This is a genomic window from Bacillus carboniphilus, assembly GCF_020524035.2.
Lineage (GTDB): Bacteria > Bacillota > Bacilli > Bacillales > JAIVKR01 > Bacillus_CC.
The window spans coordinates 2,769,542-2,782,500 of the sequence record NZ_CP129013.1 but is presented as its reverse complement, the minus strand read 5'-3'; the positions used below and the strand labels follow the sequence as shown (position 1 = coordinate 2,782,500).

Here is a 12,959-nt window from a genome sequence, read left to right as displayed (position 1 = left end):
GTGGACTACCAGGGTATCTAATCCTGTTCGCTCCCCACGCTTTCGCGCCTCAGCGTCAGTTACAGACCAGAGAGTCGCCTTCGCCACTGGTGTTCCTCCACATCTCTACGCATTTCACCGCTACACGTGGAATTCCACTCTCCTCTTCTGCACTCAAGTTCCCCAGTTTCCAATGACCGCTCGCGGTTGAGCCGCGAGATTTCACATCAGACTTAAAGAACCGCCTGCGCGCGCTTTACGCCCAATAATTCCGGACAACGCTTGCCACCTACGTATTACCGCGGCTGCTGGCACGTAGTTAGCCGTGGCTTTCTGGTTAGGTACCGTCAAGGTACCGCCCTATTCGAACGATACTTGTTCTTCCCTAACAACAGAGCCTTTACGATCCGAAAACCTTCTTCACTCACGCGGCGTTGCTCCGTCAGACTTTCGTCCATTGCGGAAGATTCCCTACTGCGCCTCCTCCCGTAGGAGTCTGGGCCGTGTCTCAGTCCCAGTGTGGCCGATCACCCTCTCAGGTCGGCTACGCATCGTCGCCTTGGTGAGCCGTTACCTCACCAACTAGCTAATGCGCCGCGGGCCCATCTGTAAGCGATAGCTAAAAGCCACCTTTCAACTTTAGACTAGGTAGTCTTAAGGTTTATCCGGTATTAGCCCCGGTTTCCCGGAGTTATCCCCGTCTTACAGGCAGGTTGCCCACGTGTTACTCACCCGTTCGCCGCTAACTTGATGGAAAGCAAGCTTTCCATCAAGTCCGCTCGACTTGCATGTATTAGGCACGCCGCCAGCGTTCGTCCTGAGCCAGGATCAAACTCTCCGATAAAATGGTGTCAGATTCAATCTGATCATTTTATGAGTTTGCTAACTCATGGTTGTTTCAAAAAAATTTGACGCTTTTGGTTTGTTTAGTTTTCAAAGATCATTTTTTTGCGACTTACCTAGTATATATCTTGTTAGAATGTAAGTCAAGAACTTTTTTTCTTTTAGTTTTCGTTGTTTTTTAGCAACGAATAATAATATACCACCTATTTTTATTTTGTGCAATACTTTTTTGAAATATTTTTCTAAAATCATCTTTTGTTTTTTCTGTGAACGTCAACTAAGGACAGACACGTCCTGTGACTAACGTTGACACTAGAACCTCCTGTGCCTCGAAAGCACCAGAACACCCAAGGCGCCTCATAAATGGAGGTAATCCTTTTGAGACTGTTCGAACAAAAGGATTCAGTTTTTCTATTCAGTACCCTTTTATCCCTATTATTTGATTAGGTACTTTTATTAATACGAAAGAATTTATCCCTTTTCAGCTTTTTAAAATCCTGGCCATAGACTATAAATTTAAAAAAAGCTCTATTAATTATTCTTGTTATTAACCTAAGAAAAGTGACCTCACTTACATTAAGCTTCTTCGCTACTTACAGTGTAAAGAAAGTGCTTAACTCTAAACATCTGAAATTAACTCAATTAATAAAGGAGTGTACTCTTCCTTACAGAGCTTGTTTTTCAATTTGTAACGGGCGGAGAATACTGAGCATGCAATTGAACTCATTTCCTTGTCCGCCTTTGAAAATCCTAAATGATCATTCTAAATGGCGAAAAGTCTACTTTAATCAATCAAGAATTTTCTTTTGTTGTTTTTATATGCTGCATTAAAATTGATATACCAGCAATATTCGATATTATACTTGTTCCGAGTGACACTGTCCATAATACGTTCGACGCGCGTACTACGAATGATAACATTAAGAAGGTCATACCTACCGCGACAAAAATAATCCCCTTATTCATTTCGTTCACCTCAACCAACTCACTTCCGAATCATTTTAATATTTACAACTTACCATACCAAAAAACACAAAAAGGAAATGAAGAACAACTTTTCGGTTTTCTCCATTCCCCTTATTTTAGGCTTTTTTTGGAAACCTCTCATATCGAACTTTTATCTTTGTCTCATTTGTGGGAATAACAGTACATCTCTAATAGATGGAGAGTTTGTTAACAACATCACTAACCGGTCAACACCGATTCCTAATCCACCCGTAGGGGGCATCCCATATTCTAAAGCTTCAATAAAGTCATGATCCATCATATGAGCCTCATCATTACCTTGCTCTCGCTCTTTTAATTGAGCTTCGAACCGTTGCTTTTGATCTATTGGGTCATTTAATTCTGTAAAAGCATTTGCATGCTCGCGACCTACAATAAATAACTCAAAGCGATCCGTAAAACGAGGGTCGTCATCATTTTTCTTTGCTAACGGTGAGATTTCAATTGGATGACCATATATAAAAGTAGGTTGAATTAATTTTTCTTCTACTTTTTGCTCGAAAAACTCATTTAAAATATGACCGTATTCCATGTGCTCACCAATTTCAATACCATGCTCGTTCGCAAGTGTTCGTGCTTCCTCTGTCGTATGCACATTCCAAAAGTCTACACCTGTTTCTTGCTTAATTGCATCGACAATATGAATTCGGGCCCATTTCGGTGATAAATCTATCGTTTCTTCTCCATATTGAATCTTGGTGCTTCCGAAAACATCCTTTGCAATAAACGCTATTAAATCTTCTGTTAAATTCATTATATCTTGGTAATCGGCGTAGGCCTCATATAGCTCAATCATGGTGAATTCAGGATTATGCCTCGTCGATATACCTTCATTACGGAAAACGCGGCCAATCTCATATACTTTTTCTAAACCGCCGACAATTAATCTTTTCAAATGAAGTTCGATAGCTATACGCATATACAATGGAATATCTAATGCGTTATGATGTGTTTTAAACGGTTTAGCAGATGCTCCACCGGCAATCGAATGCATCATTGGAGTTTCTACTTCAAGATATCCATGTTCATTTAAATAACTCCGCATGGATTGAATAATTTTACTTCTATTAATAAAGGTTTCTTTGCTTTCTGGATTCATAATTAAGTCTAAGTAACGTTGACGATACCTTTGTTCAATATCTTTTAAACCGTGATATTTGTCAGGTAAAGGTCGCAACGATTTTGATAACAGAGTGTATGTGGTTACTTTTATGGAAAGTTCTCCAACCTTCGTTTTAAATACCTTCCCCGTAACGCCTATGTAATCACCAAGGTCCGCTGCCTTAAAAATTTCGTATGCTTCCTCGCCAATTGCATCTTTACGAACGTAAATTTGAACTTGACCTAGTAAGTCTTGAATATGAGCAAAGCCCGCTTTTCCTTTGCCTCGCTTAGTCATAATTCGACCTGCTATTGATACTTCTATATCTTTGTCTTCAAGCTCTTCTTTAGAAAACGAATCATACTTTTGTTTTAAATGTTCCGATAAATCTGTCCGATCAAACCGCTTTCCAAACGGATCCATTCCTAAATCTTTTAGTTCGTTTAATTTTTCTCTTCTCACTTGCAATTGGTCATTTAAATCATCATGTTGATTGATATCTTCTTGCACTTTACTCAACTCCATTTTTATCAAATTATAGAGCGGCTGTTCAAAAAGCCAACAATCCTTATGATGACATTTTGAACAACCTCTTAAAGCATTCTATATAATAGAATCCAACCATTAATTCATTAAGAATACCATAAGCACGTCCAAATTAGAATGAAAGCAGAAAAACTGCCCATCAATCGGCAGCAATCCGCTAGCTAGCTTTGACTTTATGTTCAGTTTCTTCTACAAACTCATCTAAAAGCGATACAAGTTCATGTCTGGTCTCACAGCTATTGATGGCATTTCTTACTCTCGCATTCCCTTTAATCCCTTTTAAATACCAAGCAGCATGTTTTCTCATTTCTCTAATCGCAACATTTTCACCTTTTAAAGCAATGAGGCGATCTAAGTGAATTTTACATACTTCTATTTTTTCTCTTACCCTTGGTTCTTCTATTAATTGACCTGTTTCCAAATAACGAACTGTTCGATAAATCATCCACGGGTTTCCTAGAGCCGCTCTTCCAATCATAACACCATCAACACCTGTTTCATCTAACATGCGCTTAGCATCTTGTGGGGTTTCTACATCGCCATTTCCAATGACAGGTATATTAACAGCTTCCTTGACCTCTTTAATAATATTCCAGTCCGCATGCCCCTCGTACATTTGTACGCGCGTACGTCCATGTAAAGAAACCGCCTTTCCACCTGCACGTTCAATCGCCATCGCATTCTCAACAGCATAAACATGGTCTTCATCCCAACCCGTCCTCATTTTAACTGTGACAGGTTTATTTACAGCGTCTACAACAGAAGCAACCATGTCATAAATCTTGTTTGGGTCTAATAGCCACTTCGCTCCCGCATCACATTTTGTAATTTTCGGTACAGGACACCCCATATTAATATCAATAATATCAGCTGTTGTATTTTGCTCTACAAATTTTGCAGCTTCCACAAGGGATTCTTTTTCTCCACCAAATATTTGCAAACTTAAAGGTTTTTCTCGTTCGTCAATATAAAGCATCCCCATCGTTTTTGCATTTTGATATAAAATAGCTTTGTCACTTACCATTTCAGCACATACCAAGCCAGCACCAAACTCTTTCACCGTTAAGCGAAAAGCAGCGTTACAAACCCCAGCCATCGGAGCCAACACGACTCTATTTTTTAATTCAATATCGCCTATTTTAAACATGTTTCCCTACCTCCTTTGCTTTCAATTATATCTATTTTTCCCACAATTGAATTTCCTGCTCTTTAGCTAAAGAATCAATTGTATTTTGTAGAGTCTCTTTTCTTTCAGGTTTAAGTTCAAGTAATGGAACTAAAACAAATAATCGATCCATCATCCTTGGGTGTGGAACAATTAAACGCTCTGATTCAATATTTTCGTCATTATACAGTAAAATGTCAAGGTCTATTGTTCGGGGTCCCCACTTTACTACTCTCTCTCTCCTTTAAGAGCTTTTCTATTTTCTGTGTTAATTCAAACAGTTCAAAAACGGTTAAATTTGTCTCTAATTTAACGACCATATTTAAAAAATGCTGCTGATCTATATTACCAACTGGTTCCGTTTCATATATGGAGGATTTTTGAAGAGAAATAATAGAAGGATGTCCTTTCAGGTGAGCGATAGCTTCACTCAAATAATATTTACGATCACCAACATTTGATCCTAAAGCAACATACGCTACGTTATTCATCATCTCTACCTCGTGTAATCTCCACAGCAACAGATTGATAATGACCAGGAATTGGCGGGTCAGGCTTATACAAGCAAATGGTACAACGTTCTACCATTGAAAAATTCTCTAAAATGGACGTTGAAATTTTCTCAGCAACTGCTTCGACTAATTTCATGGGTTTCCCTTCTACGATTTTCTTGCAAGTCTTATAAATATCTGCATAGTTTGCGGTATCATCAAGATCATCTGTTTTACCAGCTTTGCTCAAATCCATAAATAAACTTACATCCACTTTAAACCGTTGCCCTAATTTATTTTCTTCCTTAAAAACGCCGTGATAGCCGTAAAATTCCATCCCTTTTAAAATGATTTTGTCCATTATCCTAACCCCTTCTTTGCATCATTGCATCCATCATCTTCACCATTCTTGTTATCGCTTGAACATCATGCACTCTTACTATTTCACAACCCTTTACTACTCCTAAACATGCCGTAGCACCCGTTCCTTCTACTCTTTCTTCAACAGGAAGCTTCAAAACTTCACCGATGAAAGATTTTCTAGAAGTACCTAATAATACAGGGTATTTAAGCACGGTTATTTTCTCCAGGTTGGCCATCACTGTGAGATTATCGGTAGGACTTTTCGCAAAACCAATCCCTGGATCCAAAATGATTTGTTCATCCGTAACTCCCTTCTCTTTAACCAATTGAACACTTTGATTTAAATCCGATACAATATCATCCATTAAGTGAGTATAATTGCGATCATTTCGGTTGTGCATTAAAATGATTGGAACGCGATATTTAGCTGCAACCGCGGCCATATTTGAATCCCATTTCGCTCCCCAAACATCATTTATTATTTTCGCTCCTGCCAATATTGCCTGGTCTGCAACCTTCGCCTTGTAGGTATCTACAGAAATAGGAGCATTTATTTCACGAGAAAGCTTTTCAATAATAGGGATGACTCGATCTAATTCTTCTTCTTCCGAAACGAAAGAAGTCCAGGTCTTGTCGATTCACCACCGACATCAATAATGTCCGCCCCTTGCTCAATCATTTCTTGCGCACGTTTTATCGCTACATCAACATGGCTATACGTACCACCGTCAGAAAAAGAATCTGGCGTGATATTTAAAATTCCCATCACAAGCGTTTTTTGTTTATAAGGTGTTATTTTACTTAGTAAGTGATTTTTCATTACGGGTTCTTCAATTGTTGGTTGCATCTTTATCCTCCCAGTTGATCAGCAGCTTTTAAGTAACCTTTATATTCACTGTATAAGCCCCGTAAATTTTTGATCACAGAATGATCTTTCCTCGAAAAAGAATAATTCTCTATTCTTGTAAGCGGTACGATTTCCTGTAGTGAATTCGTGACAAATACTTCTTCAGCCTCTAGAAGTTCATCTTGAGAATAAAACCCCTCTTCAAAAAACACACCTGATTTCTCGGCACATTTCAAAACAAAATTTCTCGTAACTCCATTCAGTATTCCCGTATCGATTGAGGGGGTATACAGTATGTTGTTTTTCACCCAGAATATATTAGAAACAATTCCTTCTGCAACATATCCTTCCTTTGTTAAGAAAATACCTTCAATGCTACGATCGTTGCCAATCTCTCTTTTAGCTAAAATATTGTTCATATAGTGATGTGACTTCAAACGAAATGTCCCCTCAGGTGTATTTCGTTTAATCGTTAAAAAGGTACCTTCCTTTTCTTGAAAAGCGGGAATATGGATAGGTTTCATAAAAAAAATAATCGTAGGCTCTTCATAGAAGGTTGATCTTATACCTAATTCGCTCTCTCCTGCCGAAACATTCACCCTTACATAAGCATCTAAAAGGTTGTTTATTTGCAATAGTTTTTTTATGACCTTTTGTGCAAAAAGAGAATCCATTTTTTTTTGGATGCCAAGCTCAGAGAGTGCCCTATTCAACCTCTGAATATGATCATCTATTAAAAAGGGGTGCCCTTCATATACTCGTATCGTCTCAAATACCCCTAAACCGTACAAATATCCATGATCAAATGGGGAAATACGTACTTCCTCACTTCTCATATAATCTCCATTTATATAAATAAACATGTTATCCCATCCATTAAACACTATTGTCCTATGAGGAAAAGCTACCATAATCGTTAGTCACAAAAGGTGGCTGTAGTTAGCTGATGACCCTTCTTTGATAGATGATTGCCTTACAAAGAGTCTCAGCTTTTCTATTCAGCGTCCCTTTTTCCCTACTTTTTGAACACGCACATTCAGTATACTTTTTCCTAGTTTTTAAACATAAAATCCAAACCAAGCTAATTTATTTCCTCGGCAATTTTAAGCATAATACGACAAAAAGTTACGTAACAATTGCTTCCCACTGGAAGTCATGATTGATTCAGGATGAAATTGAACCCCTTCAATCGCTAGGTCTTTATGTCTTATAGCCATAATTTCCCCTTGGTCAGTCCATGCCGTTATTGAAAAACAACTTGGCAAAGTTTCTCTTTTGACAATTAAAGAATGATATCTAGTTGCTTCGAATGGTCGGTCTACTCCGTCAAAAATTGTCTTTCCATCATGATGGATGTTTGAGGTTTTTCCATGCATGAGTCGTTCTGCTCGAATGACATCACCACCATAAACTTGAGCAATGGATTGATGACCTAAACACACTCCTAATATAGGAATTTTACCCGCAAAAGTTTTTATGGCTTCCATACTTATTCCTGCCTCATTAGGACTACAAGGACCTGGAGAAATCATTAAAAATTGTGGGTTTAATTCCTTCATTTCCTCTATCGTTATTTCATCATTTCTCTTAACAACTAACTCTTCCCCTAATTCACCTAAATATTGCACAAGATTGTACGTAAAAGAGTCATAATTATCTATCATAAGTATCATATCTCATCTCTCCTCATATAAGTGTTCAATATATACCAAACACATTCTCACACTTTAACATTCTCAGCTTCACTCATCTGTTTCGCCTTCCAAAGCGCCATTGCTTTCTTCAACGATTCTTTATACTCTAATTCAGGTTTTGAATCAATAACAATTCCCGCTCCTGCCTGAACAAAAGCTTGTCCTTGTTTAGCTATTAACGTTCTAATTACGATATTCAATTCAAAATTACCATTGAAACCGACCCACCCAATGGACCCAGTATATAATCCCCTTCTAGTAGGCTCAAGTTCTTCAATAATTTCCATCGTTCGTACTTTTGGCGCACCTGTGATCGTACCTCCTGGAAAAACCGCACGAATAATGTCAGCAAATTCAACATCGTTCCTCAAATCCCCTTGAACATTTGAAACAATATGCATAACATGCGAATATTTTTCGATAGTCATAAATTCATCTACAAAGACTGATCCATATTCGCTCACTCTTCCTAAATCATTTCTCTCCAGATCAACTAACATAATATGCTCTGCACGCTCTTTTTTATTGCTCATTAATTCATTGGCTAACCTTAAATCATCTTCATCATCTTTCCCTCTAGATCTTGTTCCAGCAATAGGTCTTGTACTAATTTTATCGCCTTTCTTTTTCACTAATAATTCTGGGGACCCACTTACTACTTGAAATTGTGGCGTTTCGATATAACTCATATAAGGAGATGGATTTAGCCTTCTGAGCTCCTCATAAATATAAAACGGATGAGTCTTCAATTCTTCTGATTTTCGAACAGATAAGTTTACTTGAAAGACATCACCTTGTGCAATATACTCTTGCACTTTCTTTACAGATTCTTGAAAATCGCGATTTGAAAAAGACTTATTATTTTCAATTTGCGTTTGGATAGGAGCTTCTCTACTTTCTTTCCGTTGTAGATCCTGCTTCCATAACTTAGTCCATTCTTCCAAATCACTTTCTAAAGTGCGCTTTCCCAAGAAATCTAAACAGATTAAAATTAGGGTATTCTCTATTTCATCATAGACCGCCAACTTATCAAAGACCATAAAGTAAAGGTCAGGAATGTCTAAATCATCTTCTGATAAAGTAGGTAATGTTTCAAAATACCTAACACTATCATAGCTTATAAAGCCAATAGCTCCTCCTTGAAAATCTGGGAGGTGCTCTTCTTCTGGTATTTCATATTCCTTCATCCAATCTCCGAAGACAATTAGAGGATTCCCCTTTTTAACCTTTTCCTCTTTCCCGACTTCCTTAATCGTAGTAACGTGATCTTTTCCTTCCAAAGTCGCAATAGGGTTTATTCCAGCTATGCTATAACGACCACCTCTACCGCTCTCCAATAATATATGTTGCTTCACTCCAACAGAGAGCCGCTTATATTGAGAAAAAAAACGCGACTTACTATAAGGTATTTTTTCTGAAAGTAGTTTGTGATCTCGTTGCATGCATTAAACCCCTCTTCTTTTCATAGCATAGCTACATTGTACAATAGATAATTACGAAGTTGCCAGTTTCAATTATTTCTCCCTAAATAGGTCGTTTAAAAAGTCCTACGATGCTAGGTGCAAAACGGGGCTGTACATAATAGATTTTAAATGACCGGGCTTGAATTTTTTATTCAATGCTAATTTTCCTGGTTATTGAAGAACACTCACTAAAAACGAAAAAACTCATAGAGGAATTGTCATCCTCTATGAGCTCGTTATCACATTACTATGCTTTACTTATTGTTCTTCGTATTGATATAAAGGAGTGCTCAAATAGCGCTCTCCATTACTTGGAATTACAGCTAATACTACCTTACCTTCTCCTAGTTGCTTAGCAACTTTCAGCGCAGCACTTATTGCCGCACCAGAGGAAATTCCTCCAAGTATACCTTCACTTTTAGCTGCTTTCCTTGCATATTCAAACGCTTCTTCATTTTTCACTTGAATGATTTGATCATAAATGTCTGTATCTAAAATTTTCGGAATAAAGCCAGCGCCAATTCCTTGAATTTTATGCGGACCCGGTTTACCGCCCGATAAAACAGGTGAATTTTCCGGTTCAACGGCCACTATTTTAATATCCTTATAGTGATCTTTCAAGACCTTTCCTGCACCTGTTATCGTTCCACCGGTTCCGATCCCGGAAATAAATGCATCCAGCTGATCTCCCATTTGCTCAATAATTTCTGGTCCTGTTGTATTTTTATGAATCTCTGGGTTTGCTTCATTATTAAATTGTTGAGGCATAAAGTAACCTTTTTCATTCGCGAGTTCTTCAGCCTTTTTGATCGCGCCCCCCCATTCCCTCTGCACCAGGGGTCAATACAAGCTCCGCACCATATGCTCGCAATAGATTTCTTCTCTCTAAACTCATCGTGTCTGGCATAACTAGAATGGCCTTTAAGCCTTTTGCTGCCGCTACCATTGCTAAACCTATGCCCGTGTTTCCACTAGTTGGCTCAATAATGGTATCTCCTTCTTTAAGTTCTCCATCCTCGATCGCCTTTTCAACCATTGATAAGGCAATACGATCCTTAACGCTACTCCCTGGATTCATAAATTCTAGTTTTAAATAAACATCAGCAGAGCCTTCTTCAACAATACGGTTCAACTTTACCACCGGGGTTTTCCCAATTAAGTCTAAAATTGAATTTGCAATAACCGTCATTCTCTCCACCTCTAATTCCGAGTATTTTTATTAGTTTAATCAAAACTTAGCAATAATATTTTTAATTGTCAATCAATTAGCTTTTACTGACCTGTCTTGTCTAACAATTCTCCCAACTCTTCTTTATTGAAGTGATATGTTTCATTACAGAAGTGGCACTGAGCCTCCGCCTGTCCATCCTCTTCAATAATCGATTCTATCTCTTCTTTACCAAGACTGATAATCGCACTTGCAATTCGATCTTTTGAGCATTGGCATTGGAACTTCACGTCTGTTTTCTCCAGTATTTTCACATCTTCTAGTATAGTATATAAAATTTCCTCCGGCGTTAGTCCTTTTTCAATTAATTTCGATATGGGCTCCATGTGTGTAATGGCAGATTCTAACTTATCAATTATTTCTTGAGATGCACTCGGCATTAACTGAATGATAAATCCTCCGGAAGCCAAGATGGACAGATCATTTTTCACTAATACACCCACCCCTACGGCAGAAGGAACCTGTTCAGAGCTTACGAAATAATAGGTGAAGTCCTCCCCTAGTTCACCAGAGACAATCGGAACTTGCCCAGAAAAATGGTCTTTCATCCCTATATCTTTTACGACAGTCAACGTTCCACTTTGACCAACAGCCCTTGCAACATCTAGTTTCCCTTTACTATTTTTCTCAAAATCAATATGCGGATTGGTAACATACCCACGAACTTCACCTTTTGCGTTTGTATCCACCAATATGACACCTATAGGACCTCCGCCCTCTATTTTAATGCTAACTTTGGCATCTCCTTTTTGCATGGCTCCCATCATAACACCAGCAGTCATCGCTCTACCCAATGCAGCTGACGATGTTGGCCTCGTGTTATGTCTTCTTTGAGCTTCTCCAACGGTATCTGTCGTATTTACCGCGTAAGCCCTTACTTGACCATTATATGCTAATGCTTTCACTAAATAATCCATTGATTTCGACTCCCTGTGTCTTAATTAATTAGTAACTCACTAATATTCCTCAAACATTCTTTTCGTAAATAAGTTGCAACCCTTTCAACGTTAAGAATGGGTCCACTATATCTATAACACTTGTTTCCTTTGCTATAACCGCAGATAGTCCACCAGTGGCAATAACCTTAGGACGTTTTAAGGAGTGAGATTTCATTCTTGAGACAATTCCTTCTACTTGTCCAACATATCCATATAAAATACCTGCCTGCATGGCACTTATCGTGTTTCGTCCGATCACATTTCCGAATGTATGATCAGGCCTAACAATCTCAATTCTTGGTAGTTTTGATGCTTTGGAATATAACGCTTCTGTCGATATTGAAATACCTGGCGCAATCGCCCCTCCTATATACTGCTCATGTTCATCTATGTAACAATATGTAGTTGCTGTACCAAAGTCTACTATAATGAGCGGGGAACCATATTGATGAATTCCAGCTACTGCGTTGACGATTCGATCAGCCCCGACTTCCTTTGGGTTATCATATTTAATATTTAAACCTGTTTTAATGCCTGGTCCTACAACTTGAGGACGTATATTAAAGTATTTGTTACACATACGTTCTAAAGAAAACATCATAGGTGGAACAACCGATGAAAGAATAATTCCTTTTATATCCCCAAATGTTAAACCTTCAAATTCAAACAATGATTTGATGGAAATAGCCAATTCATCTTCCGTCTTATTTCGACTCGTTTCCATTCGCCAATGTTGAATCAACTCTTCTTCTTTAAAGACACCTAGAACCGTATTTGTATTTCCCACATCTATTACTAAGATCACGTTTATCACCTTTTTAGCTTTTCATTTTTATATCATTTCATGCACGTTCATCATAACACAATTATGGAGGAAAAGCGTATAAGCCCGTTTAACGACGAGTAATAAAGAACGCAGGCTAACTTCAGACACGTCCTGTGGCAACGCCTGCGCTAGCACGTCGTGTGCGTCGAAGCACTTCGTATGAGATAAAGGAAACACGAAAAGCCGCAGGCTTCGATGTTGACTTATCAAAGAAATGGAACATCATCTAAAAACAGCCACGTCCTGTGGCTAACGATGATGCTAGCACTTCCTGTGCGTCGAAAAACTTACGAGTCGTTGGGCGCAGGAGCTAGACAATAAGAAAAGCGGAAGCGGCTTGCACAGCCACGACAAGCATAAGACACGGAGGTTAAGAAGATGTTCTTTATCTTCTGTTCTCCGAGGCTTATGACCTCGAGTGGCTAGACGCTGAATCTAGACAAATGAAAAGCGTATAAACCCGTTTAAC

General features: G+C 38.4%; 8 protein-coding genes, 1 rRNA gene and 3 pseudogenes (1 of these 12 cut by a window edge). All 12 read right to left on the bottom strand.

Going from position 1 to position 12,959, the window contains the following annotated elements; all coding sequences use genetic code 11:
- Positions 1-823 (bottom strand): 16S ribosomal RNA (locus LC087_RS14205); it reaches 738 nt to the left of the window's first position.
- A 1,116-nt stretch (positions 824-1,939) separates the two neighbouring features.
- Positions 1,940-3,439: a lysine--tRNA ligase gene (gene lysS / locus LC087_RS14200; RefSeq protein WP_226541991.1), complete on the bottom strand. Its 1,500-nt coding sequence runs from the start codon at positions 3,437-3,439 to the stop codon at positions 1,940-1,942.
- Between the two features lie 193 nt (positions 3,440-3,632).
- Positions 3,633-4,622 (bottom strand): tRNA dihydrouridine synthase DusB, encoded by a 990-nt coding sequence (gene dusB / locus LC087_RS14195; protein ID WP_226541990.1) that lies wholly within the window; start codon positions 4,620-4,622, stop codon positions 3,633-3,635.
- A 31-nt stretch (positions 4,623-4,653) separates the two neighbouring features.
- A pseudogene (gene folK, locus LC087_RS14190) lies at positions 4,654-5,131 on the bottom strand (2-amino-4-hydroxy-6-hydroxymethyldihydropteridine diphosphokinase).
- The gene (folB, locus tag LC087_RS14185) at positions 5,124-5,492 is read right to left on the bottom strand and encodes a dihydroneopterin aldolase (protein ID WP_226541988.1); all 369 of its coding nucleotides are present in this window, start codon (positions 5,490-5,492) and stop codon (positions 5,124-5,126) included. The pseudogene folK and the gene folB overlap by 8 nt, the downstream one beginning before the upstream one ends.
- 4 nt (positions 5,493-5,496) lie before the next feature.
- A pseudogene (gene folP / locus LC087_RS14180) lies at positions 5,497-6,314 on the bottom strand (dihydropteroate synthase).
- A 29-nt stretch (positions 6,315-6,343) separates the two neighbouring features.
- Positions 6,344-7,204 carry an aminodeoxychorismate lyase gene (gene pabC, locus LC087_RS14175; RefSeq protein ID WP_226541986.1) on the bottom strand — a complete coding sequence of 287 codons (861 nt, stop codon included), beginning with the start codon at positions 7,202-7,204 and terminating at the stop codon, positions 6,344-6,346.
- 240 nt (positions 7,205-7,444) lie between these two features.
- A complete protein-coding gene (gene pabA, locus LC087_RS14170) occupies positions 7,445-8,014 on the bottom strand; it encodes an aminodeoxychorismate/anthranilate synthase component II (protein WP_226541985.1) in 570 nt (189 codons plus the stop codon).
- Positions 8,015-8,061: 47 nt separating this feature from the next.
- Positions 8,062-9,477 carry an anthranilate synthase component I family protein gene (locus LC087_RS14165; protein WP_226541984.1) on the bottom strand — a complete coding sequence of 472 codons (1,416 nt, stop codon included), beginning with the start codon at positions 9,475-9,477 and terminating at the stop codon, positions 8,062-8,064.
- Between the two features lie 279 nt (positions 9,478-9,756).
- A pseudogene (gene cysK / locus LC087_RS14160) lies at positions 9,757-10,687 on the bottom strand (cysteine synthase A).
- 83 nt (positions 10,688-10,770) lie between these two features.
- Positions 10,771-11,643, bottom strand: a complete 873-nt coding sequence (gene hslO, locus LC087_RS14155) for an Hsp33 family molecular chaperone HslO (protein ID WP_226541980.1) — start codon at positions 11,641-11,643, stop codon at positions 10,771-10,773.
- 49 nt (positions 11,644-11,692) lie between these two features.
- Positions 11,693-12,469, bottom strand: a complete 777-nt coding sequence (locus tag LC087_RS14150) for a type III pantothenate kinase (RefSeq protein WP_226541978.1) — start codon at positions 12,467-12,469, stop codon at positions 11,693-11,695.
- Between the last annotated feature and the right edge of the window lie 490 nt (positions 12,470-12,959).